The following is a 24,200-nucleotide window of genomic DNA, read 5'->3' as shown; positions in this document are numbered from 1 at the left end:
AGAGGAATTGCCACAAGATACGATAAGCTAAAACGTAACTATCAAAGCGCTGTTGCTTTAGCTTGTATATTTATATGGTTGCCTCTTTAGCTCAATTTATCGGCTGTAAATGTCAACACACCCTAAAAGAGGTGTCATGCAGAATTATTTTTATGAAGTCCATGTTTAATACATTTTAGTAATTCTAATTTTTAAACAATGATTTAAATTTTATCCCAAGCATCCTTAATAGCATGCTTAGCATGTTCCCATTTCAAACGGGAATCTGCTTTAAACTCTTCCCATTTGGTTTGTAAATCCGGCTCAGAATCTTCGAAACGCGCATTCTCACCGTATAAATGACGTTCGCGCTCACCAAGCTCATAAGCTGACCTTAGATCACGGTCATAGTCAATATCGGGTACTTCTCGTTGAAGATCGCCATAGTACGGTCTATTGGAGTAATCCGTACGCCAGTCATGATGTATTGGATGTTCATTTTGATGGTCGTTCATAGTAATAACTCCGATAAATTATTTAATAAATTGCAAAAGTAGTGATCCCTGGGCTACTTCTGCAAATAAAAATTACTGTTGTTACTTTGACTACTGGTCTTGCTGTTCATTCTGCTGACGCTGTTGATCAGACTGTTGGTTTTGTTGATGTTGGGGGTGCTGCTGCTGTTGCTGACCATTCTGTTGACGTTGTTGATCAGACTGCTGGTTTTGTTGATGTTGGGGTTGCTGCTGTTGTTGCTGACCATTCTGCTGACGCTGTTGATCAGACTGCTGGTTTTGTTGGTGTTGCGGTTGCTGTTGTTGTTGCTGACCATTTTGCTGACGCTGTTGATCAGATTGCTGGTTTTGTTGATGTTGGGGTTGCTGCTGCTGTTGCTGACCATTTTGCTGACGCTGTTGATCAGACTGCTGATTTTGTTGGTGCAGCGGCTTTTGAGTGTTGTTGTTCTCTTGATCTTGGTTATAAATAGACATAATACTGTTCCTTCAAAGATTAATTAGATAATCTACTCAATTACAGTAGATGATTTATTAATAACATGAATATTATAAATTTAAATATTTAAGATGTTACATAATCTGTATTAGGTTTCACTGTGTTTAAAAGTAAATTATTGGGTACTGTTTTATATGGATAAATGGGTTTTATTTAATTACATGAAGCTAACAATAATAATTTTTTAATATTTTTGAAAGTGATTTCATAATAGCTTTATATAGAATTTTTAATTTTTTAGTAGGTTTTCCTTTAGTTGTAATTTTGAAGTTATAGAAGTCTTTTTTAAAGTAGATGCAATAGAAAAAAGTACCTACAGGTTTATATTTGTTTTCAGATCCTCCACGCTTTAACAGCCCAGTGCAAGAAATATAAATATCTGATTTAAAAAGTTTTTTACCATTCACTATCAATTGTGTGGTGACTTGTTGAGACTCAGCTGTATATTTTTTTATAAGTGATTGTTTTATATTTAAAATACGCTTCTTGAATAGTAAGTCATAACTAACAATAGAACCATCCAGAAGTATTCCAGAGTTTTTATCTTGTGAAATTCTATATGCTAAATAACCTGCACTCGCACTTTCAAATAGCGTTATCGATAGGGATTTTTTAGAAATAAAGTCAAAAATTGATTTCATATAAATTATCCTATGAATATTTTATAAAAGAATCATAATTGATATTTAAATATGAATATGTGAATTAAGTCACATCAAAAAAATGTTACTTTTTAAAAACTTGTTAAAAATTATGCTAAAGGTGTGTTTTATATATTAAAATTTTTAAAATATTACATTGCGTTAAATTTTTATTAAAAAAAATTAACAAATACTACTTATTTTCTGAACTATGGTTAAGAAGAATCATTTACCGCGTGAGAATTATAATGCCTACAGCAGTAAAAGAAAGAATCTTAAATTTAATAACCAAAGATCATCAGAAATATTTCGAAATTGTTGAGTTCTTCTTAGATGCTTCAATACCTAATTCTGCCAAAGAATTAAAGGCATTTAAGGTTTTAGAGAATGAAATTATAACTCTCGAACACATTGATGAGATGCCAAATGAGATAGACCATCTTGTCGATTGGATTCATCATAATAACCGTACACAGTGTGAATATTATAAAGAATACCTAGATAGACGAAAGCAAGGTAGAGGAAGAGAGTATTTTTCATCAGTTAGTAAAGCTTATGAGTTTTTATACAAGGTTGCACCCACAAAAAAAGTGGATGGTTCATGGCTATATAGCTTTACTCAGTATTGGAATGATCCAGTATTTAGAGATTTTATCCAGATATATTTAGAGGAACTTGGTCTCGGTTCAGAAAAAGCCAATCACGTGAGAATGTACGAAAACCTACTACTGGCACATGGTTTGAATCAACTATCTTTAAATTTATCTGATGCCTATTACCATCAGGCAGCAATTCAGCTTGCGCTTGCATATGCACCTTCAGAGTTTATACCAGAGATAGCAGGTTTTAATTTAGGCTATGAACAACTTCCTTTACATTTGCTAATAAGCAATTACGAGTTAAAAGAACTTGGAATTGATGCACACTATTTTAATGTTCATATCACGATAGATAATTTTGATAATGGGCATGCGCAGCTTGCAACCAATGCTATTAAAAAACTTTCTACAAGGTACAGATCTAAAGATGAGTTCATTCGTAAACTCAAAATTGGATACCTCCTAAATAACAAGGGAATGAGTTCAGTTCAGATAATTAAAAATTTAAGCACTGAAAAGATGGTGCTAGAAATATTTAAGAAAAAGGCGATCGTTGGTAAACACATGCATAGCAATAAGTGCATGTTTAATAATAAAACAACGAATGAATGGCTGTCTGAAGATGATAGTGTTGAAGAGTTTATTTTTGAACTTGTCAGTATGGGCTGGATAAAATTGAATCGACCACCTGAAGAGAGTAGGTTTTGGCAGATGATTCACGACGAAGACGGTAAAATGTTTGGAGTGTTTAATGCTGTTGAAAAAACTTTTATTTATGACTGGATTGCAGGTAAATCAGTAGATTCCAAACAAAATCAAGTAAATAATGAGTTTGTAAAAAACTTCCTAGAGACCAATTCATTTAGTTATTTAGCGAACCATGAAATGGCTGAGCTTAAGAAACAATTTGATGGAAGTACGAATACAGGATACAAGATCAACAAACTTCTAAAGTATTTAGCACCTCATATGCATCATCAAGAAATTGGTTTATGGAGTACCCAACGTATTGTTGAGTGTTTATTTCCATCTCTAGCTCGTCAATAAAATGAATGCTCAAAAAGTTTTATAACTTTTATCGTTAATAACAACCGTCTTCGGGCGGTTTTTTACTAATATGTGATAATTCTAAAGATAAAAATAAATACATGTTTATTAATAAAAAAATAAAATAATGCTTAGTTTTTTGTAAAAGTATACAAATTTTGAAATAATTTAATTAAAATAAATTTGTATACTCGCCATATCCTAACCAAGCCTTTTAGATGCAAAAGCATACAACTCTGAAAAGTTTATAACTTACTGTAAATACTAAGGAATACAGTTTGATGCTTAACATTCCAATCCAATCCAAACTCGGTGGATTCTACTTTTTCTATTATTCAATAGTGGGTACATTCATGCCGTATTGGAGTTTGTATTTAGAGGATCAAGGGTTTAATTATCAAGAAATAGGTGTTTTATCTTCGATTGCAATTGTGACACGTTTTTTTGCCCCATTTATTTGGGGGTGGATTGCGGATAAATCCGGCAAGCGTATGCTTTTAGTTCGAATTGCAACTTGGATGGAAGCCTGTATTTGGTTTCTGATTTTTATAATTCCCAACAGTTTTCAGTCTGTTGCATTACTCATGCTGGTTTTTAGTTTCTTTCAAAATGCCATATTGGCTCAATTTGAAGGAGTAACTTTATTTTGGTTAGCTGAGCGGCGTGCAGAACTTTATGGAAAAGTCAGAAAATGGGGATCAGTTGGTTTCATTGTTGGGGTATTTGGAATAGGGGCTTTGCTAGAAATAATACCTGTTTCCATGCTTCCTATCATGTTGTTATGCATTGCATTTCTCGCATTTATTTGGTCATTTACGATTAAAGAGCCCGCTACTGCACCATCTTCACAGAAAAAACTTGAACCACTTTGGCCTATCTTAAAACGGCCTATTGTAGCGAGTTTTTTTATCATTGAATTTTTTCTGCTCTTTTCGCATGCACCGTTTTATAGTTTTTATAGCAATTACCTTAAGCAGGCCGATTTTTCGACGAGCCAAATCGGTTTTTTATGGTCTGTCGGAGTCATTGCGGAAATCATTATGTTTGCCTATGCCAATGTCTTTTTTAATCGATATTCTTGGCGTAACTTAGTGCTCATTTGTTTGGGGCTAACAGGGATGCGATGGTTGATTGTAGGCTTATATCCGGCGGTGTTTATCACTCAATTTGCTGCGCAAACGATTCATGCCTTCAGTTTTGGATTATTCCACTTAATCGCGATGCGAATCATTTTTCAAAATTTTACTGCGAGTCAACAAGGGCGTGGTCAAGCGCTATACAGTACCATGTGGGGCTTAGGTGTTGCGAGTGGCAGTATTTTAGCAGGCCGATATTGGGACATGCTTTCGGGACCCGTTATTTTTATGATCGCAGGACTGGTGGTTATACCTGCCATGTTTTTGGTCGTGGGCTTGCCTAAAACGATCCAAAAGCAAGCTTAAAACAATTCAGTATTTTGATAAATCTCAATGAACTAAAATCACCTGATTACGGTCGAGCTCTTTGGCTTGATATAAGGCCTGATCGGCTTGATTTATCATACTTTGCAAACTTGGAGCATTGGGCAAAGACTGATGAATCAGACCTATACTCACCGTAATATAAATCGTATTTTTTTTATCAATAAAAATAGGCGTAGTTTCAACGACTTTTCGGATACGCTCAGCAATACCTTGAGCTTCAGCTGCTGCAATGTTCGTGAGTAATACACTAAACTCTTCACCACCAATACGTGCAAATAAATCTGTTTCACGTAAATTCTTACGCACAACGCTCGAAAATTCTTGTAAAACTTGGTCACCAACATAATGCCCATATTGATCATTTAATTTTTTAAAATGATCAATATCCATCATGATAATGGAAAAGTTAAGCTGAATTTGGTTTTGTAGGTAAAGCTCACCTTGCTCGAAAAAATATCGACGATTCATCGCATGCGTTAAACTATCATGATTTGCAAGGTATAAAACCTCTTTATATAGTTCGTGCCGATTTCGGCTAATAATACAAAGAATCAACGGCGAGAGAATCAGCATGGCTAGGCCGATACGGACTGAAATTGCTGTCGATAAATAGGCTGATGAAGAATCGTGTAAGTAGAACGCATTTAAATTGTAATAGGTCGCTAAAATGACTACGGCATTAATCAGTGATAATGTAAATAAGCGATAGGTTAATGCTGCCCAAATCAAAGCCGCTAAAGGGTAGAGAATTGCCCCTGGGCCTGTAGAAACGGCTGTTAAAAATACGCAGAAGACAACTGCAATAGCTGGAAATATTTTATTGATCTGAAAGCTTTGATGGCGTCGATCTTTGAAATAAAGTTTCAGATCGGCCAGTTTAGGAAAAGACAGAATAAGTGGCAATATAATCAGCGCATTTAATATTTCGGTAATCCACCACATACCAAAATCAATCGACAATCGATCGGTTGACATAAACGTATAGGGTATATAAGGCACGGTGAAAATAGCAAAAAGAGCACCCGCAAGGCATCCACCGCAGGCGATGATGACAATCATGGTCAGAAATGTGAAACCTTTATTATAGTTTTGATAGTTCACCTGAAAATATCGCATAAAAAATAGCGATACCATGCTGTTGGTTAAATTTGAAAAAGTAAGAAATAGGGTGAGTTGGAAATAATTGCCTGTCACTAAATCTGCGAGCATATAACCGGTAAATGCACCTAACCATCCCCCCAGATTACTCAGTTTGGGAAACCTTAAGAATATTGCTAGCAATACTGCATTCGCAGGCCAAAAAAATCGCTAAATAGCTTAATGGGCGGCTGAAAATACCAACTAAGCAGCAGCAAAAAATAACTGCAGCGACTATGACAAAAGCCATGCTGTGGCGTGTATTAAGCGGAGCAAGACTATTCGAATGCAGTTTCATTAGCTTATGTAAGCCTAGGTTAAATATGGGAGAATTCGTTTTTTTCGTATATTAAACGATAAAAAAGATTTTATATTATTTTATTGTAAATAGTGTGATTTGTTTGGCATTTAGCTGATTTGTAGTTTCGTTAACGGAGATTGATTTTCTGGATAAAGATGAAAAATGATTGTTATGAAAATGTGATAAACCGCGGATTTGTAAAAAAATGTGTTACTTTAAGAGCATGATTTATATGACTGATTAAATGTATGAAAATAGCATATCTTACAGTTTTACTCATGTTAAGTTCATCGTTGGTGATGGCGGCAGATAATAAGAATACAACTCAAAATTCAGAGGCTAAAAATCAAGTTGAAGCGGTGAATAGCTTTAGGGTGACAACACGTTCTGAATTGGTCGGCTTATGGGGTATGGAAATTCCGACCAATAAAAAGTGCGTTGAATATTATAATTTTAAGAGCAATAATGATGTTGTGATCAAAAGCGGTGAAGAGTGGTCATCTGGGGTATATGACTATCAACCTGCGCAAGATCCGAATGTGCAAATTCCAGCACTGATTTTACAAGTGAAATATGACAATAATCAGATGGATTGTTCGGGCAATATTCAAGATCAAACCGGCGAAATTTCACAGTACTTTGTAAAGTGGAAAAGTCCATCTGTTATTAATTTCTGTGCCAATGATCAGGGTCAACAGTGTTTTGCGACATTGCGTCGAGTTTTACCTTAAGTATGACTATAGATCTTTCTTATGAAAATAAAAAAACCACTCATTTGAGTGGTTTTTTTGACGCTGAAGTTTTATTTCTCTTCATGTCCTTCGACTTTCTTTAATAGATGTTTTTCAAGATAGTGAATATCCATTGCTTGTTCGCAGAAATTTTTATCTTGAAGAATCAAATCTTTATGTAGCGGAATATTGGTTTTCACGCCAGTTAAGATAATCTCTTCTAGAGCTTGTTTCATGCGCGCAATAGAGGTTTCACGATCTTTACCATGCGCAATGAGTTTTGCAATCATTGAATCATAGTATGGTGGGATGCTATATCCTTGATAGATATGAGAATCTAGTCGGATACCTGCGCCACCCGGTGCATAGAAATGATCGATTTTGCCCGGTGAAGGCATAAATGTAGATGGATCTTCCGCATTAATACGACATTCAATCGCATGACCTTTAAGTTGAATATCTTCTTGTTGAAGATCCAAACCTAAACCGGCAGCAATGCGTAATTGTTGCTCGATAATATCTACGCCAGTCACTTGCTCAGTAACAGGATGTTCTACTTGTACACGAGTATTCATTTCAATAAAGAAGAATTCACCTTCTTCAAATAAGAACTCGAATGTACCAGCACCACGGTATTGCATTAATTTACAAGCATTTACACACGCTTCAAGAATATGCGCACGTGCTTCTTCAGGTAAACCCGGTGCAGGCGCTTCTTCAAGCACTTTTTGATGGCGACGTTGCAATGAACAGTCACGATCATAAAGGTGAATTGCATGGCCATTACCATCTGCAAGAACTTGCACTTCGACATGGCGTGGCTTTTGAAGGAAACGTTCCATATAAACGGTGTCGTCACCAAACCACATTTCCGCATCACGTTGAGCAGCTTGTACAGATTCGAGTAGCGTGTCTACACGTTCAACGATACGCATACCACGACCACCACCACCAGAGGCAGCTTTTACGATCAATGGAAATCCAATTTCTTTGGCTTCTGCCAATGCATTGTGAATCGTTACAGCATGGTCACAACCCGGAACAGTCGGTACACCGGCTTTTTTCATCGCAATAATGGCAGAAACTTTGTTCCCCATTAAGCGAATGTGTTCAGGACGCGGACCGATAAAGATAAAACCTGAGTTTTCTACAATTTCTGCAAACTCAGCGTTTTCAGATAAGAAACCATAACCTGGATGGATGGCATCTGCACCGGTGATTTCAGCCGCTGTAATAATGGCAGGGATATTGAGATAACTTTCGCTGCTGGCACCTGGTCCAATACACACTGCTTCGTCACAGAAGCGTAAGTGCATTAGGTCTTTGTCGGCATCGGAATAAATCCCTACGGTTTTAATTCCTAAAGTTTTGCAAGCGCGGGTGATGCGGAGCGCAATCTCACCACGGTTTGCAATTAAAACTTTTTGCAACATTGTGATTCCCCGTGGTCTTAAGCGCGATAGCGGAATAATGGTTGACCGAATTGGATCACTTCGCCATTTTTAACCAAAATTTCTTCAATTACACCGCTTTGAGTTGCTTCAATTGGGTTCATGATTTTCATTGCTTCGATGATACCGAGTGTTTCACCAGCAGATACAGTTTGACCAACTTTCACAAATGGTGCTTCACCTGGATTTGGCGCAGCATAGAACACACCAACCATAGGAGACGGCTCAACAGCACCACGTGGTGAACGAGGTGCAGCAGGCGCAGCGGCAGGTGCAGCCATAGCAGGCGCAGCGGCAGCAACTACTGGATTGCGACGAGTTAGAGCAATCGATTGATCGCCTTCTTTAACTTCAATCGCCTGTAAGTCAGATTCAATCATCAAATCGATGAGTTTCTTGATTTTACGGATATCCATGAACAGTATTCCTAATTAAGATTGAGAAGTTGGTTGAATTTTTTCGATGGCGAAGTCTAGTGCTGCGGCATAACCTTTTGCACCTAAACCACAAATAACGCCAACGGCTTTATCAGATAGATAGGAGTGATGTCTAAATGCTTCGCGAGCGTGGACATTTGATAGATGTACTTCGATAAACGGAATGGCTACACCTAGAAGGGCATCACGCACAGCAACCGAAGTATGTGTTAGGGCTGCTGGGTTAATAATGATAAATTGAACGCCTTCTTGTTGCGCTTGATGAATTCGGTCGACGACAGCGCCTTCCCAATTACTTTGGAAAGTGTCGAGAGAAATGGAAGCGTTTTGAGCCTGTGAAATCAGTTTTTGGTTAATATCTTCGAGTGTTAGATAGCCATAAACTTCGGGTTCACGTTTTCCCAGTAAGTTGAGATTCGGTCCATGAATGACCAAAATGGTCGAGCTCATTCAGCCTGCTCCAATAAAAAGTTGCAAATTTACTTTGCAAGATACCTGCAAAGTTTGCTCATTATGGCATAAAATTCCACATTTTTTTTATAATTTCTTTGAATTGACGTGAAAAGCATGTGCCGAGAATGGGCTATATAATGCGAACTTTGCAGAGAATTGGCAATGTTAAAAGATTACATTTTTTATCATTATATTGTAGGGCATCATTTTAAACCCAATTGGCTAAAACTGTTGATATCTTTTATGTAAAGGAAACGATGTAAAAAATTTTCAATGATGCGCAATGAATAAATTTGATGTTGGTAGAAAAAGCTGTGCGGTATCGTTTATTTTATATAATTAGCCTTATTTTATCGGTTAGCTAGCAGCCGCTTTTTTCCTGTACCTGAGCGATGTTTAAGAATACTGTTATTTAGAAATGTTTTAAAGCGGATCATTTAAGGAACAAAATAAGCCATTTTTAAACTTTTAATCTTATAAATATTTTATAAAACAATTGGATATGGATTTTGTGTTTTTTGCCTAAGTGTTTTTATTCCTTTGGTGTGTTATTGGGCATATTGGGTTTGGGCTAAATAAAAAGAATAGCGCCATGGTTTTTGATCAGGGATCTTTCTTGTATTTATATACCGTTATTGATTTGTCTAAATGAAAGGATACTTATAATCTAATATTTAGGAAGCAGGGCATAAATACTGATAATTCACGATGATAAACTTTTGTCTAAAGTTCAGCATTGAAGTGAATGACTATTTCTTTCAATTCTGTAGGCAAAATGCGTAATGAAGCTGCACATATGTACAAGCTTATAGTGGCAAAAGTTTTTGAAATAGATTGTAAAGTGAACAATCGTTAAATACAGCCTCAAGACGTGCCTTACACTTAAGCAAGAGATTGTTAGCCAAAAGTGAGCATGCTACTCCAATGATTTTTCGGAACTTATGTTATGCTCAAAACCTGATATGTTTTTATAGATAAAACTTGATAATATCGGGTTTTATGGGATAACAAAGCGCTGGCATGAAAATGTGTTAGCCGTCAAATGGATAATAAGAGAGAGCTTTATGAAAAAATGGTTCATATGCGGTATGGGGTTGGCTGTATCTGCGGTAGTTCTAAGCGGATGTAATACGTTGCAAACGGAGAGCGCAACAGCAGGTTTATTGATTTGCGAACCTAATGAATTATGTCCTGTGGTGACTGTGGCTTGGAATGAACAGTTGAAAGATACAGCCAGTATTTACGTGGCATTAAACAGTGCGAATAAAAATTATGACATTCAAAAAATTTCTCTAAGCAATGCTCAAAAAAATATTGAGTATGCTGCAGTGCAAAAAACTGAATATGATATATTTTTAGGCATGCATCGTTCAAAAAACAGCATAACTGTGCCTAGTAAAATTTTTACAGAATTGAATAGCGGTAAAAATATTTCTCTTACGGTTCATACTGATCAAGGTGCATTAAAACGTTATATCTATAAAGATGGCAAACAGTCTTTGCTGTATCAGCAACTAAAATCAATTGCTCAAAAATAAGCCGAATAGCAATATTGTTTTATAAGCTTTGGACTTGAATTCCTGTGATTTTTTATTATCTATTCTAAGCTTTATTGCGTTGTAACTAGGCTTTGAAAGCCTTAAACTGATTTTGAACTTAACACCCGTAGAATGATTGCAATGGTATTGGACAAAGACTTAATTGAAGAACAGCAGCTTTTGTGTGAAGAGTTTGACTCTGCATATCGCGCTGTAAAAGAGACGGATATCATTGCCATTGCTTTGCATACCTTAAATAAAGAACCGATTGTTGGCTTGCGTAAACTGCCAGATGAAAACAATGTTTCTTGGTTTATCTACGGCGGTGAATTGGATGGAGCTGAGGACTTCTTTGAATTAATCAGCGTTCAGGAATTAGCGAAAGAATTTCCTGAAGCACTGCCATACTTAGCTTTAGACACGGGTTACCGCTTTATGATTGACTCAGATGATTATGAAGATGTTTGGAAAGAGGGTGATGAGGCTTAATTTATGCATTCTCCGATGATGTATAAAATTTATGTCCTTATTTTCTCTGTGTTTATTGCATCTGTAATACATGCAAATGTGAATGAAGCGTTTACTCCACAACTGACTCAAGCTGAATATAATGCTCAGATACAAGCATATACTGAGCAAATTAATTCAACCAAAGCCATTTTGGATGACCCAGCCTCTACAGCAACTGGTCAGCAGCAAACTCAAGCTTTTTGTTTAAGATTGAATGCATATCGACAGATTTTAGAAATCTCTCAACAAAATTCAGCTCTTGAAATGGCCAATCTAATGCAAGTGGCTTCACAGCATTATTTACAACAACAGCAACAAAGTATGCAGTCGTCTGGACTAAACGAAAGTGCGTTTTGTTCGAGTCCTACAAAATAAATTGAGACGTAAACTTTTTCTTCTAAAACTTTTTGGATTCTATTCGGTGATAAATCTAACGTGGATAACCTTTACATGATTCATGATGTAGCATCCGCACACATTTACTCATATACGACATTCTATTCGAGTACGATAATCAAATGATTTAATCACTTTGAATTTTTATCGAGTTTCTCTCAGTATGGTTGATGGATAAATAGACAAATATTGCGAGTATGATAAGATGATTGAACACATTATTTTTGATGTTTGAGGAGTTGTTTACATGACAGCTTATACTTCAGTAATGAAAGCAAGCCAATATGAGGATGATATGATCCCGGGCCTTGCTATACATGCATTTCGCCATGCTTTTGAACAAGCAAGTGCGTCATCCACTGTGGTTTATGTAAAAGGTCTACAACTGGTTCAACGTCTGCAAAATGGTCAAGAAGTACAAATAAAAGATGTTTCAGCCGACTTTGTACAAGTGGATGATCTACCTAAAATTTTAAAACGTAAAAAGAAAATAGAGGAAATTGTTTAATACATGCCTCCACAGCCTCGCATTAGAATGTTCGCGGGTCCAAATGGTTCAGGTAAAAGCACAGTTAAAGAATATTTATTGCCCCATCATATTGGGGCATATTTAAACGCGGATGAACTTGAAGCTCAACTGAAACATTCACACCGGCTCAATTTGTTGGATTATCATCCCGCTTTAAAATCAGAAGCATTAATTAACTTTCTCGATACGAAAAAACGTCCCGCTGATGGAGACTTTATTCCGCTATTAGCACGTAAACCTCAGATATTAGATCCCTGGAAAATTGAATTTCATCCAGATCAGATTGATTCATATCTTTGTGCAAGAATTATTGATTACATCCGTTTGCAGTTTTTAGAGTTAAAAATTAGTTTTACGTTTGAAACGGTGATGTCCCATATTTCAAAGGTGGAATTTCTACGCGAAGCAAAAAGAAAAGGCTTTCGAACCTATCTGTATTATGTTTCCACTATTGATCCTGTTATCAATATTTCACGTGTTCAGTACCGAGTGAAAACGGGTGGACATGGCGTGCCAGAACAAAAAATTCGTGAACGTTATTATCGAAGTATGGATTTGTTAATGCAGGCGGTAGAAGCAACGGATCGAAGTTATTTATTTGATAACTCTGCCAATGGACAGCATGCGTCTTTCATTGCGGAAATTGAACAAGCTGAAATTTTAAAGATGAATTCGGGTATTCAGCGTTTACCGTGGTGGTTTGTAGATAAGGTGCTCAAAGAGTTTGAACCGAAGTAATATCAATCGTAAGTGATATAAAAAACAACAGGATAACTCTATGCAAAATATAGACAATGAATTACAACAACATTCAAACTCATCTCCATTAGATCAAACGGATCTAGATCAAGTCATTGAGCAGCAAGCTGAACAAGAACAGCAAAAAAACAATTCATCATTTGATCCTTTATCTTCTCTAGATTTGACCGACTTAGCTGAAATTGGTTCGAATATTATAGAATTGGGTTCAGATGCTTTAACGTGGGTGAGCGATGCACTCAGCGATATCAGTATTGATCTATAAACTATCTATTATTTCAATTAACTTCATAATAAACAGCCTTTATTGAAAAATCTCCGAGGATATATTTCGTGATTTTTCAAGTTTATAAATTATTTCTAAATAAATTAATCAAACACTCTTGAAACGTTGAATTTTTCAATCAGGAAAAGGCAAGTCAGAACGAATATTTCGATTGGAGAGCTTGCATCTTTTTTTAAATAACATATTATAAAAACATATATTGTTTTTGTGGCTGATGAATATGCATCCATTTCTAACCGCTTTTCTCGGCGGGACCTTATTGGGCCTAGCCGCAGTTGGCTACCTATACGTACATGGTCGAATCGCCGGTATCAGTGGTTTAATTGCGCAAATGTTGAATCCTCAAACGATTTTAAAAACACCTGCGATATGGTTTTTAGCGGGACTTTTTATTGTGCCTTTTATCTACGGGAAAATGACCTCTGTGACAATTGAACTGGATGCAAGCCCATGGATGATGATCATTGCCGGGGTATTGGTTGGATTCGGAACGCGATTAGGTTCAGGTTGTACAAGCGGACATGGCATTTGCGGTATTAGTCGTCTTTCTAAGCGTTCATTCGTTGCAACTGCTAGTTTTATGTTGGCAGGGATTATCACAGTTTATGTAATGAGACATGTAATCGGAGCTTAATGATGAAAAATATATTGGCTTTTATTTTTGGTGGAATTTTCTCATTAGGTTTAATGATTTCTGGCATGTCTAATCCAGAAAAGGTCTTAAGTTTCCTTGATATAACAGGGCAGTGGGATGCGAGTTTAGCTTTTGTGATGATGGGAGCCATTGCAGTTGCATTTATTCCATTTCAAATGGCCGTTCGTCAATCAAAACCGACAACCTTTGATGGGACGGCGATTGAATTACCGAGTAATAATCAAATTGATGCAAAACTCATCATGGGGAGTGTTATCTTTGGAATAGGTTGGGGAATTGCAGGAATCTGTCCAGCGCCAGCCTTTACTTTGATTGGACTTGGCTACTATCAAGCAATTTATTTTGTTGTGGCGATGTTTGCAGGCGTCTATCTACATCGAAAATTTGCGGGAGCAAATTAATGTCAAAGCGTGCACAGGTACAACCTTTTTTTGATGAAAATACCAATACATTCAGTTATGTGGTATCTGATCCGCAAACAAACCGATGTGCGATTATAGACAGTGTATTGGATTATGATGCTGCTTCCGCAACTACTCAAACTAAGCATGCAGATTTGATTATTCGTTATATCCAAGAAAATAGCCTAAGCGTAGAATGGATTTTAGAAACGCATGTGCACGCAGATCACTTAACGGCATCACAATATTTAAAACAGGTTCTTGGTGGCAAAATTGCGATGAGCCATAACATCAAGATTGTGCAGGAAACATTCAGTGCCATTTATAATTTTGATGTGAAATATTTTAATTCACATCAGTCTTTTGATTATTTATTTGCAGATCATGAAGCATTTAAAATCGGCGAGTTAAATGCGTATAACATTCCAACGCCTGGACACACACCTGCTTGTCTGAGCTATGTGGTTGGTGATGATGCTGTGTTTGTCGGTGATACCTTATTTATGCCTGATTATGGCACAGCACGCTGTGATTTTCCCAAGGGCAGTGCAGCAGTATTATTCGATTCAGTACAAAAGATTTATCAGTTAGCACCTGAAATGCGCTTGTTTTTATGCCATGACTATTTACCAGAAAATCGGTCAGAATACTGCTGTGAAAGCAGTGTACATGCACAAAAGGAGCAGAATATTCATATTCACGTTGGTACGAAAAAAGAAGATTTTGTCACAATGCGAACTCAGCGTGATGCAAATTTGGCTATGCCAAAACTGATTTTACCTGCAATACAAATCAATATGGATGCAGGTAAATTTCCAAAACCAGAAGGGAATGGTATTCGCTATTTAAAAATTCCTTTTAATCACTTTAAATCTGCAAATTAAAGACAAAAATCCTTTAGGTTGAATGTAGCTCGCTATTTCATTTTATTAAATAGCCTAAGCAAATTAAATAGTTGTTACATAAAATAGCCTAAGTGTGATTAATAAATTTTAACGGTCATTTGATTTCATTCCATCAACTAGGCATCATAATGTCAATTTAACATAGTATTCAGAAATGATCCTAAATTACGAATATCATCAAAAATTAGAAGGCGAAACGCATCCACTAGTCTTTATTCACGGTTTATTTGGCAGCCTGAGCAACTTAGGGATGCTTGCCAGAGCTTTTCAAAATTCACATTCAGTGATTCAGCTCGATTTACGAAATCATGGTAAATCACCTCAAAGTACAGAAATGAATTATCGTGAAATGGCAAACGATGTACTTGAGACATTAGATGTAATTGGCATCGATAAGTTTTCAGTGATTGGCCATTCCATGGGAGGAAAGGTCGCAATGCAATTGGCTTTAATCTCAGAGCGGGTAGTGCAACTTGTTGTACTGGATATCGCGCCCTTTGCATATCAAGAACGTCATCATGATGAAATATTTAAAGCTTTGATCGCTGTACAAAATGCACAAATTCAATCTAGACAACAAGCGGTTGAAATTATGCGTGAGTATATTCATTTCGATATGGTGATACAGTTTCTGCTCAAGTCTTTTAGCAAAGGACAATGGTTGTTTAATGTAGATGCGTTGTATAAACAATATGACCAGATTATTGGTTGGGAAAATATTGAAAATACTTGGCAACAGCCTGTATTGTTCATCAAAGGTGGAGAGTCACCTTATATTTCAAAAGTGGAACATACCAATACGATAGAACAACAATTTCCAAATGCGAAAATTGTAGAGATAGAAGGCGCAGGCCATTGGTTACATGCAGAAAAAACAACTGAAGTAATAGAGCAAATACAAAATTATCTAGAATAATACAATGTGCCTTCAATTATATTTTGAAGGCACAACATCGAAATATTACTCAATTGAAATATTATTGGCTTGAAGCTGACCTTCAGAGGTGAGTAGTGCCGCCATCTCTGCAGTTTTTTTCAGGCCTGGCATACGATATTCTGTATGGCCATAATCTTGAATGGATTTCCAGCGTCCGCCCCATGTTAAACCGACAGACTCAGCGGCTTGACCGTAAAGTTGATAACCACGCATAGCCCAAGGGTCTCGTTCAGTAATGACCACTTTTCCATTGCGTTTAAAGGCGACATCGGCTGCTAAACCAAACTGATGATAACTTTGGAAGCCACGCGCACGAGTGGTATTTTTATTGGTGGCTAAATTATTTTGACGTTCTGGACTACGATAACCTTCAAGCAAAATCATTTCATAGCCATGTTGTTCACGCATGATTTTGAACACCATCAATAAACGCTGCTTATAACGAGGGTTCATTTTATGCCATTTACGATCTGCTGAAGGCACATCCGTAGAGTATGAATGCGTATGGATATCTTGAACTTCTGGATTAAAGCTTGAGGCCATAACAGATGGCTGCTCAATCATTGCAGCTTCTTCTGCAATTGCTTCTTGAACAAGATATTCTTCGACTTCAGGAGGGGCATCTAAAACTTGCCCATCGAGCATCGAGTAAATTTGAGGATCGACTTTGCGTAAATAATCTGCTTCTACTTTACTTGCAGTAATCGGGCGAGTAAAAGCAAATAATAAAATACTGGCAAACAGTAAAAAGCCTGCAAATAAAATCCACCATTGTTGTAAATGCCAGTGTGATTGAATCTGTTGTGGTGCTGCAGCATAGTTCAGTTCATAAGCAAAATTTTTGGCGTGTTGAATTCTTTTTTTACTTTGTGGAATAATTTGAAAGAAAAAATCTTGAACTTTAATTCTTAGCTCATAAGAAAAGCAAAGCACTGTCACCAGTGCTAAGACAAAGAAACAACTAACCAAAAAAATGATCATGGAGAAACTGTAGCGCTCACAGTCGCATTGGCAGTGCTTGTTGCAGCAACCACTTTTGGACGTTTGGTTTCAGAAATTTGCGTTCCGCCCATCGGTTCTTCGAAGTGCTCATCTTCTTTCACTACTTTCGTAGATGGCTCTGTAGGCTTGGTCACCTTGGCCGTTGTTGGCGAAGCTTTTGGTTTCGCTATAGTATTTGGAATATGTGATTTAACGGTTGTTGTAGCAGCTACAACAGGGCGCTGCGGTTGGGTAATTTCAAAAGGTGAACGGTTATTCGCCACAGCTTGAACAGGCTGAGTTGCCTTAGCCGTGTTACCATGATTGAAAGCAGTAGCTAAATCATTCGAATATAAGTCATTATCCGGATCTTTTTCTTCAGTTGCATGAACGGTTTGCTGCGCTTTTTCAGCTGAAGCTTGCTCATTTTCGTTTTGACGAGGTACAGCGGATGCCTCAGTTTCAGCTTTATCTTCAGTTGGGGCAGAAGTAGTCATTTCTGCATTTGTAGGCTGATCGTCAGAATTTAGATAAAAATATCCCAGGCCAACAACAATAATCACCGCTGCACCAACAAGAAAGCCGATAGCAGCATGAGCTAAAGGCGGTAAATTATTTTTTTGAGTCGACTGTAAAATTCTAACGTTATTCGATTTTTCGTTTGCCATGGTGTCTAAGTCTTATGGTAAATGAATGGTGATATAAGCCTGTTCCGATGGGGCAGTTATGACGTTTTGATATTGTGATAACGCCTGATTATTTTGGCTAGATAACATATATCTCAGTCCACCAAATGCTAATACAGCAAACAAAGCCCAAAAGATAATGATCCAAAAAAATGGTAATTCACGGTGAATAATGTTTTTAATTTGATCCGGTAATGCCGCGAAAGGCGAAAACGCCTTTTTACCTTTCATATAATCAATTTCATCGCCGACACGTGCAACGAGTGAATTGAGCATTTCAATCGATTCAAGGCGGTATTTACCATGAAAACCAAGGAGCATGCAGTAATGATAAACTTCAAGTGCAGCTAATCGATCTTTATTTTTAGAACGAATTTGCTCTAAATTTTCAAAAAAACGATAACCTGCTAGCTGTGAACCAAAAAGACTTAATTGCAGTGGATTCATCATCCAATTGTTTTGTAAATCAAAAAAGCGTGCATCTTGTTGGGTGACAATGGTTTCATCTAATAAAGCACAATAGGCATATTTTGCGTCCGTGATATCTTCATTGCTGAATTGAAGCTTACGGGATTGGCTTTCAAATCGGTTTAATAGATCCATAATTTTTGTCCTGAAACTTTCAGGGCTGGATGGAACATATTGATTTTTGAGTAAGAAAACAATGTAAAACCCATCATGCAGTAGATCAACTAAATTGGTTGAACTGTTGATTGTCGGTTCAGCACTTGGTTTTGAAGAGCCTAATCCTATTTGACCGTCGTCAAAAAGTGAAGGGGCATTATTTGAAATATTCATGATTGCTCCTTAACCATTCATCACAGCAATAAGTTCAATCGAGATATCTTGGAAGCCAGCTGGTATGTAAACGCAGATGGATTCAGAATCAAGCATACGTTGATACAAATCATTATTTGGCTCAACTTCAAAATAACTCACACCTGAACGTACCGGAATTGCTGTTGGCACTTGCATCATATGTTGCAATGGCACAGCCGGTAATGCCGCCATGACTCGCTGTTCAACATCGACAGTATTGCCGACTTTAAAGCGCAGCGGTACATAAGAAATAATGTCATGTGTAGGCATCACGCTACTTGAAACAGCTAAATACAGGCGAGAATCACGAGTAATTTTATCACTTTCAAGACTGCCCACCCAGTAGGATTGACGGGTTTCTTTCAAGTTAATACTGATATATCGATTTGAAATAATCGTATCGAGCAACTCACGTAAAATCACATCTAATTGAGTAAAACTTTCTTGCAAATTATGATGTTGATACTGTGGAAGCTGATCTACTTCGTAAGCTGTCGAGAAGGTGAGCAAGGAACCTGTCAGACGCAATAATTCAAAATACAAACGTTCAGGATGAATCAGTGGATATTGCAATAAATGATTTAAGGTCGCATGCGCAGTATTTAGCGCATTAACCAACCAAAATGACACGATATCACCTGAACGGAATTCAATTAACTTTTGTTCGTTTTCACGATTATTCGATTGAATGGTTTTAATTTTAGCTTTGATAATATTGAGCGTTCGTTTAAGCCCAGTAATCAGCGAATCACACGAACTAATATGTAATATTGGTGGGATAAATTGATAATCTAAAACAAAATTACCAGAGCTTTGGCGCTTGATGCGGCCTATTGGCATATAAAGAAAACCATCAAGATTGTGCTGTGGTTCTTGGCCTAATTCAAAGATTTTGAACTCTGCACGGCGGCGTAATAAGGTAATTTCAGCAGCCGTTGCATCTGTAAACAAATCATGAGTTTCAGTCAAATGTGAATGATAGCGACTCGATTGGGTATTTTCTTCAAAATTGACGTTTCGTTTATTCGGTTGAACGATTGGTAATGCTAAATAAATTTGCATTTCACCGCGTAAATTTAATGAATCAAGTAGTACAGGCTCAGGTAATAAGTCTTGTGCAGGTGCTTGATAAATCTCGCCATCTTGCCAAATCATTTCAACTTTATTCAAAGCTAATGTGTTGGTACTGAGTTGCGATTCATCAAAAATTAAACTTTGAATACCATAAGCGAACGGTATCGTTGCGCGAACCGTATGGTTTAAACGCTGTTCATGATAAGCATCTTGTAATTGAAAGTGTTGTGGGCGTAAAAATAATCCTTCACCCCATAAAATTTTTTCTGCTTTAAACATTGTTTTTACCAGTCGCTATTCGATTCATTACTTTGTTGCTGAACACCTAACATTTCTTGTACAGCTTCAAGAGGGTTTTCATCCTTAATCACATGAGTTAACCATTCATGCAGTGGCATTTGTGACCATTTAATGGTTTTTTGCAGCATATAACTGACAGGGCTATGCGGCTCATTCACTTGGAAATAGTCCGCAATATCTTGCAAGACTTTCATGGCTTGTTCACGGTTTTCAAGATGATTTTGCACTTGAGGTTTAAATTGCTGTGTATGCTGTTGTTGTATTATTTGCATATCATTCTGCACGGAAGTTACAGTGGAAAGTGTTTGGCTTTCAATTGGAGAATTTGATTGAACCTGTTCAGCGCTCGATGAATTGATAAAAGCATCTGCTTTATAGATTTTTTTCAAGCTCAAGTGAATCATATCGATTTGAGAGTCAATGCCAGCAAAGCTTGGCGCATCTAAACCCATCAAATCATCAAGAGTCGTTTTTAAGTTTTCCCAATGATTTAAAATATCTAAAAACTGTTGGTAATACTGGTATTGAATTGATTTTGACGTATTGAACAAGGCATGTTCAAACTGTTCCATACCATTAAAAGACTCTTCTTGATCATCATCTTCATGGTTGGATTTACGTCTTTGGTTTTGAACATGGAGCAGTCGATCATAGTCAGACAGTGAATACGTTGCCGCACCATGAACGATTGAAACTGATTTAATTAATGTCGGGATTTGATTAATCATCCCTTGTAATAGACCTAGACGTTGATCAAGGTCATCATCTTCAATTTCAGGATGAAGTTGTAGCCAAAAGTCTTGCAAACTTTTTTGTGTAAGTTCAATCCCTTTGGCAATCCCTTCGAAACCATGAATGTGAGTCCACGCTTCAAGCAACCAACCATATAAGCGAATATCTTTAGTTTGTTCGCGAAGTAGATCTGACGATTTTTGGTGCACAAAGCCCCAATCTGCTTGTTTCGGTTCTGCGATCCAGTCGCCTTGATCCAATAGCGGGTCATCTTGTGTTTTAGCTTTTTTAATTGCATGAAAATCATTGGAAAATGAAAAATCACTACCGCAAGGTAAATCATCCGTAATCGGTTGCAATAAAGCGTCGAGCTCTAAACTCATATTCTACATCGTTCCTAGCTTATGCTTCTAAGGTTTTAGTCTTTTTGCTGCTGCGTTTTTTCGCAGGTTTACTTTTAGGATCTAAAACATAAATAATTTCATCGTCTTTGACATCGATTTCAATGACCGATGGAATCTTTTGCTCACTCATTGCCATGAGTAATTCAGTGGCTAAAGCAGGCAAGACCGTCGCATTTAAAATGTTATCGACATTACGCGCACCACTATCGACCTCAGTACAGCGACTTAATAATAATTCGACTAAATCATCGGTATAACGTGTTTGCGTACCATATTGTTTTTCAATACGCGCGGTGATTTTGCCTAATTTATGCTGAATAATGCGTACGAGCAGATCATCGTGCAATGGGAAATACGGCACAATACGCATACGACCTAAAAATGCCGGCTTAAATTGTTTATATAAAGCTGGTTTTAATACATCTAGAAGTTCTTCTGCTGACGGCCATTCTTCTACTGGCTGATTTAAACAAGCCTGCATAATGGCACTAGAGCCAGCATTTGAAGTCAGCAGGATAGTGGTATTTTTAAAGTCAATAACACGACCTTCACCATCTTCCAAAGTACCTTTATCGAATACTTGGTAGAATAGCTCTTGAACATCGCTGTGTGCTTTTTCAATCTCATCGAGTAAAACCACACTATATGGGTTACGGCGAACTGCTTCTGTCAGTACGCCACCTTGGCCATAACCGACATAACCTGGAGGAGCACCTTTTAAAGACGACACGGTATGTGCTTCTTGATATTCAGACATGTTAATGGTGATTAAATGAGACTCACCACCATATAACTCGTTTGCTAACGCAAGTGCAGTTTCGGTTTTACCCACACCACTTGGGCCAACCAGCATGAAAACGCCTTGAGGTTTATTTGGATCTTCCAATTTTGCCTTGGAGGTTTTAATGCCTTGTACCAGTTGATGCAGTGCATAATCTTGACCCATCACACGTTGTTCTAACTGTGCTTCAAGCTTCAAAATTTGCTGAATTTCATCATTAACCATTTTCCCAACAGGGATACCGGTCCAGTCTGAAATGATTTCATTAATAATTTGTGCATTCACACGCTCAAAAACAAGCGGCGTTTGACCTTGTAACGTTGCCAATTGGTTACGAATATTGCTTAAAGTTTCAATATTTTCTGGTTTTTGCTCGGACTCTTGTTCAAGTGTTTTAATCTGTTGAATGATTTCGAGTTCTTTTTTCCACTGCGTTTCTGTTGACTGAATTTCTTGTTCAAGCGCGGATATTTGTGTTTTTACACTTTCAATGCGTTCGTGGTGAATCGGAATATTCTTATGTTCATTTTCAAGAATCGCCAATTCAAGCTTCAAATTATGTAATTGAGCTTGAAGTTGATCCAATTTTACTGGTTGTGCATTTTGCGTTAACGCAACACGCGCAGAAGCTGTATCTAAGACACTTATCGCTTTATCAGGCAATTGACGGCCAGTGATATAACGGTGCGAAGCATGGACTGCAGTAACGATAGCTTCATCGTCAATTTGTAAATTGAAATGTTTTGCCATCACGGGAATCATGGCACGCAGCATATCGATTGCGACTTCTTCAGTCGGTTCTTCAACCTGAATTACTTGGAAGCGTCGGCTTAATGCGGCATCTTTTTCAAAATACTGCTTATATTCAGCCCATGTGGTTGCGGCAATGGTTCTTAACTCACCACGTGCAAGCGCCGGTTTTAACAGGTTTGCTGCATCATTTTGACCTGCTTGACCACCCGCACCAATCAACGTGTGTGCTTCATCAATAAATAAAATGATTGGATGTGCAGAGGCTTGAACTTCATGAATGACTTGTTTTAAGCGATTTTCGAATTCACCTTTAACACTGGCGCCCGCTTGTAGTAAGCCCATATCTAAAGTATGAATGCTGACGTTTTTTAAAGCATCTGGAACTTGGTTGGTTGCGATTTTTAATGCCAGACCTTCAACAACGGCCGTTTTACCAACACCAGGCTCACCCGTTAAAATCGGATTGTTTTGACGACGACGCATCAAAATATCGAGCATTAAGCGGATTTCAAACTCACGACCAATCACAGGATCAATGCCACCATTTTTAGCTTTTTCAGTAAGATTAATGGTGTATTGGTCTAGAGCAGGTGTTTTAACTGGCGTAGTTGCATTCGTTTGTGCTGCTGATTTTTCATCTGGTGATGCAGTTGCTAAATCTTCATTTTCAATGCTCTTTAGGCAAAGATCTAAAAATTTATGTTTAATCGTATCGATAGGTAATAAATCGAAAAGAGAAGAAGCTCTTGCTGCAATTTGGTATAAATCTGGCGCGGTAAGGAGCGCAACAAGTAAATGACCACTACGAATTTGTGGATCTTGTTCAGCAGATGCTAATAACCAAGCTTGTTCAAGTAAGCGCACAATGGATTGGGCAAAAATAGGAGTGCGCGTATTTCCTTTTGGAAGTTGAGCAATACTTTCTTTGAGGTCATCTGCCAAACCATCTGCAGAAACTTTGTATTTTTCTAAGAGTATTTGAAGGTCATTTTTATTGTTATAGGTTAATAATTCGAGTAAAAAATGTTCAATTTCGATTTCATAATTTTGCTGTGAAATACATGTATTGGCTGACTTTTCGAGTGAAATGCGGGCGTGAGGTGAAAGTTTAGTAATTAAAACTTTTAAATTATTCATAAATAACTCATCAAATTTAGAATCCACAGTACAAAATTTTACAAGTTTGACTGTGATCTCTTTTTTCTTGCTATAAAAATAAAAACTTTAAAATCAACACCTTATATATTATTAGTGTCTTGCTTTAGGCGATATAATACAGACTAAATAAAAAAAGGAAAAAGATTTTTTTATAAAATGAAACAAAAAAAAACAAATAGTCAACAAACTTTGGAGTATTTGGCACATTTTTGTATTGACTCTATGTGCTTATTTTTTGTTAAATCTGCAGCATATTTTTAATTTTGATAAATGAAGAGAAAACCCGCGGGAAAATAAGTGGTGATTTCTCCACATAAATTAAGTTTTAGCACGTAGAAATACA

25 protein-coding genes and 2 pseudogenes are annotated in these 24,200 nt (G+C 37.1%); 14 read left to right on the top strand and 13 right to left on the bottom strand.

The window, feature by feature from the left end; all coding sequences use genetic code 11:
• Positions 1–90 (top strand): annotated as a pseudogene (locus FTV37_RS14605) (IS5/IS1182 family transposase); the annotation flags it as partial.
• A gap of 113 nt (positions 91–203) precedes the next feature.
• Here FTV37_RS14605 and FTV37_RS14600 read toward each other — a convergent pair.
• The 3 genes from FTV37_RS14600 to FTV37_RS14590 all read right to left on the bottom strand — a co-directional run bounded on the left by FTV37_RS14600 (position 204) and on the right by FTV37_RS14590 (position 1,634).
• Positions 204–500 carry a hypothetical protein gene (locus FTV37_RS14600; RefSeq protein ID WP_078193446.1) on the bottom strand — a complete coding sequence of 99 codons (297 nt, stop codon included), beginning with the start codon at positions 498–500 and terminating at the stop codon, positions 204–206.
• Between the two features lie 84 nt (positions 501–584).
• Entirely contained in the window at positions 585–971 is a 387-nt protein-coding gene (locus FTV37_RS14595) for a hypothetical protein (RefSeq protein WP_180064175.1), read from the bottom strand.
• A 189-nt stretch (positions 972–1,160) separates the two neighbouring features.
• Positions 1,161–1,634: a CinA family protein gene (locus FTV37_RS14590; protein ID WP_180064174.1), complete on the bottom strand. Its 474-nt coding sequence runs from the start codon at positions 1,632–1,634 to the stop codon at positions 1,161–1,163.
• A gap of 248 nt (positions 1,635–1,882) precedes the next feature.
• Between FTV37_RS14590 and FTV37_RS14585 the strand changes: the two genes are divergently transcribed.
• Positions 1,883–3,280 (top strand): iron-containing redox enzyme family protein, encoded by a 1,398-nt coding sequence (locus FTV37_RS14585; RefSeq protein WP_180064173.1) that lies wholly within the window; start codon positions 1,883–1,885, stop codon positions 3,278–3,280.
• 281 nt (positions 3,281–3,561) lie between these two features.
• Complete coding sequence (locus tag FTV37_RS14580) at positions 3,562–4,722, top strand: MFS transporter (RefSeq protein ID WP_180064172.1); 1,161 nt, start codon at positions 3,562–3,564, stop codon at positions 4,720–4,722.
• Between the two features lie 24 nt (positions 4,723–4,746).
• Here FTV37_RS14580 and FTV37_RS14575 read toward each other — a convergent pair.
• Positions 4,747–6,178 (bottom strand): annotated as a pseudogene (locus FTV37_RS14575) (diguanylate cyclase).
• A 251-nt stretch (positions 6,179–6,429) separates the two neighbouring features.
• On the opposite strand from FTV37_RS14575, the gene FTV37_RS14570 reads away from it, so the two are divergent.
• Positions 6,430–6,912, top strand: coding sequence for a hypothetical protein (locus FTV37_RS14570; protein ID WP_180064171.1), 483 nt, complete (start codon positions 6,430–6,432; stop codon positions 6,910–6,912).
• 71 nt (positions 6,913–6,983) lie between these two features.
• On the opposite strand, the gene accC is transcribed toward FTV37_RS14570, so the two are convergent.
• Genes accC through aroQ form a run of 3 tightly spaced genes read right to left on the bottom strand, consistent with a single transcriptional unit; the run spans position 6,984 to position 9,250 of the window.
• Positions 6,984–8,345 carry an acetyl-CoA carboxylase biotin carboxylase subunit gene (gene accC, locus FTV37_RS14565; RefSeq protein WP_180005521.1) on the bottom strand — a complete coding sequence of 454 codons (1,362 nt, stop codon included), beginning with the start codon at positions 8,343–8,345 and terminating at the stop codon, positions 6,984–6,986.
• A gap of 17 nt (positions 8,346–8,362) precedes the next feature.
• Positions 8,363–8,779 carry an acetyl-CoA carboxylase biotin carboxyl carrier protein gene (gene accB, locus FTV37_RS14560; protein ID WP_078190790.1) on the bottom strand — a complete coding sequence of 139 codons (417 nt, stop codon included), beginning with the start codon at positions 8,777–8,779 and terminating at the stop codon, positions 8,363–8,365.
• A 15-nt stretch (positions 8,780–8,794) separates the two neighbouring features.
• The gene (aroQ, locus tag FTV37_RS14555; RefSeq protein WP_078190789.1) at positions 8,795–9,250 is read right to left on the bottom strand and encodes a type II 3-dehydroquinate dehydratase; all 456 of its coding nucleotides are present in this window, start codon (positions 9,248–9,250) and stop codon (positions 8,795–8,797) included.
• Positions 9,251–10,281: 1,031 nt separating this feature from the next.
• Between aroQ and FTV37_RS14550 the strand changes: the two genes are divergently transcribed.
• The 10 genes from FTV37_RS14550 to FTV37_RS14505 all read left to right on the top strand — a co-directional run bounded on the left by FTV37_RS14550 (position 10,282) and on the right by FTV37_RS14505 (position 16,148).
• Positions 10,282–10,791 carry a hypothetical protein gene (locus FTV37_RS14550; protein WP_180064170.1) on the top strand — a complete coding sequence of 170 codons (510 nt, stop codon included), beginning with the start codon at positions 10,282–10,284 and terminating at the stop codon, positions 10,789–10,791.
• Positions 10,792–10,923: 132 nt separating this feature from the next.
• Positions 10,924–11,280: a hypothetical protein gene (locus tag FTV37_RS14545; RefSeq protein ID WP_228200225.1), complete on the top strand. Its 357-nt coding sequence runs from the start codon at positions 10,924–10,926 to the stop codon at positions 11,278–11,280.
• Between the two features lie 3 nt (positions 11,281–11,283).
• Positions 11,284–11,676 carry a hypothetical protein gene (locus tag FTV37_RS14540; RefSeq protein ID WP_257224352.1) on the top strand — a complete coding sequence of 131 codons (393 nt, stop codon included), beginning with the start codon at positions 11,284–11,286 and terminating at the stop codon, positions 11,674–11,676.
• 268 nt (positions 11,677–11,944) lie between these two features.
• Positions 11,945–12,205, top strand: a complete 261-nt coding sequence (locus tag FTV37_RS14535) for a hypothetical protein (protein ID WP_180064169.1) — start codon at positions 11,945–11,947, stop codon at positions 12,203–12,205.
• Between the two features lie 27 nt (positions 12,206–12,232).
• Complete coding sequence (locus tag FTV37_RS14530; protein ID WP_180064176.1) at positions 12,233–12,964, top strand: zeta toxin family protein; 732 nt, start codon at positions 12,233–12,235, stop codon at positions 12,962–12,964.
• 40 nt (positions 12,965–13,004) lie between these two features.
• A complete protein-coding gene (locus FTV37_RS14525) occupies positions 13,005–13,250 on the top strand; it encodes a hypothetical protein (RefSeq protein WP_180008109.1) in 246 nt (81 codons plus the stop codon).
• A gap of 241 nt (positions 13,251–13,491) precedes the next feature.
• A complete protein-coding gene (locus tag FTV37_RS14520; RefSeq protein WP_180005525.1) occupies positions 13,492–13,905 on the top strand; it encodes a YeeE/YedE family protein in 414 nt (137 codons plus the stop codon).
• Between the two features lie 2 nt (positions 13,906–13,907).
• Complete coding sequence (locus FTV37_RS14515) at positions 13,908–14,327, top strand: DUF6691 family protein (protein WP_180008166.1); 420 nt, start codon at positions 13,908–13,910, stop codon at positions 14,325–14,327.
• Complete coding sequence (locus tag FTV37_RS14510) at positions 14,327–15,211, top strand: MBL fold metallo-hydrolase (RefSeq protein WP_180064168.1); 885 nt, start codon at positions 14,327–14,329, stop codon at positions 15,209–15,211. Before FTV37_RS14515 ends, FTV37_RS14510 begins: the two co-directional genes overlap by 1 nt.
• A 175-nt stretch (positions 15,212–15,386) precedes the next feature.
• The gene (locus FTV37_RS14505) at positions 15,387–16,148 is read left to right on the top strand and encodes an alpha/beta fold hydrolase (protein WP_168379488.1); all 762 of its coding nucleotides are present in this window, start codon (positions 15,387–15,389) and stop codon (positions 16,146–16,148) included.
• 45 nt (positions 16,149–16,193) lie between these two features.
• On the opposite strand, the gene FTV37_RS14500 is transcribed toward FTV37_RS14505, so the two are convergent.
• Genes FTV37_RS14500 through tssH form a run of 6 tightly spaced genes read right to left on the bottom strand, consistent with a single transcriptional unit; the run spans position 16,194 to position 23,836 of the window.
• Complete coding sequence (locus FTV37_RS14500; RefSeq protein WP_180005377.1) at positions 16,194–17,150, bottom strand: M15 family metallopeptidase; 957 nt, start codon at positions 17,148–17,150, stop codon at positions 16,194–16,196.
• Positions 17,147–17,818, bottom strand: coding sequence for a hypothetical protein (locus FTV37_RS14495; protein WP_168379486.1), 672 nt, complete (start codon positions 17,816–17,818; stop codon positions 17,147–17,149). Before FTV37_RS14495 ends, FTV37_RS14500 begins: the two co-directional genes overlap by 4 nt.
• 12 nt (positions 17,819–17,830) lie before the next feature.
• The gene (gene icmH, locus FTV37_RS14490) at positions 17,831–18,634 is read right to left on the bottom strand and encodes a type IVB secretion system protein IcmH/DotU (protein ID WP_180064167.1); all 804 of its coding nucleotides are present in this window, start codon (positions 18,632–18,634) and stop codon (positions 17,831–17,833) included.
• 9 nt (positions 18,635–18,643) lie between these two features.
• A complete protein-coding gene (gene tssK, locus FTV37_RS14485; RefSeq protein WP_168379484.1) occupies positions 18,644–20,008 on the bottom strand; it encodes a type VI secretion system baseplate subunit TssK in 1,365 nt (454 codons plus the stop codon).
• A gap of 5 nt (positions 20,009–20,013) precedes the next feature.
• The gene (gene tssA / locus FTV37_RS14480; protein WP_180064166.1) at positions 20,014–21,144 is read right to left on the bottom strand and encodes a type VI secretion system protein TssA; all 1,131 of its coding nucleotides are present in this window, start codon (positions 21,142–21,144) and stop codon (positions 20,014–20,016) included.
• 19 nt (positions 21,145–21,163) lie between these two features.
• Positions 21,164–23,836 (bottom strand): type VI secretion system ATPase TssH, encoded by a 2,673-nt coding sequence (tssH, locus tag FTV37_RS14475; protein ID WP_180064165.1) that lies wholly within the window; start codon positions 23,834–23,836, stop codon positions 21,164–21,166.
• Positions 23,837–24,200 lie beyond the last annotated feature (364 nt).

Origin of the sequence: Acinetobacter sp. YH16042, assembly GCF_013417245.1 — a bacterium.
Taxonomy (GTDB): domain Bacteria; phylum Pseudomonadota; class Gammaproteobacteria; order Pseudomonadales; family Moraxellaceae; genus Acinetobacter; species Acinetobacter amyesii.
This window is presented reverse-complemented; position numbering and strand designations above follow the sequence as displayed.

Bases quoted from the DNA above. Each gene is read 5' to 3' on its own strand.
- FTV37_RS14595 (WP_180064175.1), bottom strand. From the start codon at position 971: ATGTCTATTTATAACCAAGATCAAGAGAACAACAACACTCAAAAGCCG.
- FTV37_RS14590 (WP_180064174.1), bottom strand. From the start codon at position 1,634: ATGAAATCAATTTTTGACTTTATTTCTAAAAAATCCCTATCGATAACG.
- FTV37_RS14585 (WP_180064173.1), top strand. From the start codon at position 1,883: ATGCCTACAGCAGTAAAAGAAAGAATCTTAAATTTAATAACCAAAGAT.
- FTV37_RS14580 (WP_180064172.1), top strand. From the start codon at position 3,562: ATGCTTAACATTCCAATCCAATCCAAACTCGGTGGATTCTACTTTTTC.
- FTV37_RS14570 (WP_180064171.1), top strand. From the start codon at position 6,430: ATGAAAATAGCATATCTTACAGTTTTACTCATGTTAAGTTCATCGTTG.
- accC (WP_180005521.1), bottom strand. From the start codon at position 8,345: ATGTTGCAAAAAGTTTTAATTGCAAACCGTGGTGAGATTGCGCTCCGC.
- accB (WP_078190790.1), bottom strand. From the start codon at position 8,779: ATGGATATCCGTAAAATCAAGAAACTCATCGATTTGATGATTGAATCT.
- aroQ (WP_078190789.1), bottom strand. From the start codon at position 9,250: ATGAGCTCGACCATTTTGGTCATTCATGGACCGAATCTCAACTTACTG.
- FTV37_RS14545 (WP_228200225.1), top strand. From the start codon at position 10,924: ATGATTGCAATGGTATTGGACAAAGACTTAATTGAAGAACAGCAGCTT.
- FTV37_RS14540 (WP_257224352.1), top strand. From the start codon at position 11,284: ATGCATTCTCCGATGATGTATAAAATTTATGTCCTTATTTTCTCTGTG.
- FTV37_RS14535 (WP_180064169.1), top strand. From the start codon at position 11,945: ATGACAGCTTATACTTCAGTAATGAAAGCAAGCCAATATGAGGATGAT.
- FTV37_RS14530 (WP_180064176.1), top strand. From the start codon at position 12,233: ATGTTCGCGGGTCCAAATGGTTCAGGTAAAAGCACAGTTAAAGAATAT.
- FTV37_RS14525 (WP_180008109.1), top strand. From the start codon at position 13,005: ATGCAAAATATAGACAATGAATTACAACAACATTCAAACTCATCTCCA.
- FTV37_RS14520 (WP_180005525.1), top strand. From the start codon at position 13,492: ATGCATCCATTTCTAACCGCTTTTCTCGGCGGGACCTTATTGGGCCTA.
- FTV37_RS14515 (WP_180008166.1), top strand. From the start codon at position 13,908: ATGAAAAATATATTGGCTTTTATTTTTGGTGGAATTTTCTCATTAGGT.
- FTV37_RS14510 (WP_180064168.1), top strand. From the start codon at position 14,327: ATGTCAAAGCGTGCACAGGTACAACCTTTTTTTGATGAAAATACCAAT.
- FTV37_RS14505 (WP_168379488.1), top strand. From the start codon at position 15,387: ATGATCCTAAATTACGAATATCATCAAAAATTAGAAGGCGAAACGCAT.
- FTV37_RS14500 (WP_180005377.1), bottom strand. From the start codon at position 17,150: ATGATCATTTTTTTGGTTAGTTGTTTCTTTGTCTTAGCACTGGTGACA.
- FTV37_RS14495 (WP_168379486.1), bottom strand. From the start codon at position 17,818: ATGGCAAACGAAAAATCGAATAACGTTAGAATTTTACAGTCGACTCAA.
- icmH (WP_180064167.1), bottom strand. From the start codon at position 18,634: ATGAATATTTCAAATAATGCCCCTTCACTTTTTGACGACGGTCAAATA.
- tssK (WP_168379484.1), bottom strand. From the start codon at position 20,008: ATGTTTAAAGCAGAAAAAATTTTATGGGGTGAAGGATTATTTTTACGC.
- tssA (WP_180064166.1), bottom strand. From the start codon at position 21,144: ATGAGTTTAGAGCTCGACGCTTTATTGCAACCGATTACGGATGATTTA.
- tssH (WP_180064165.1), bottom strand. From the start codon at position 23,836: ATGAATAATTTAAAAGTTTTAATTACTAAACTTTCACCTCACGCCCGC.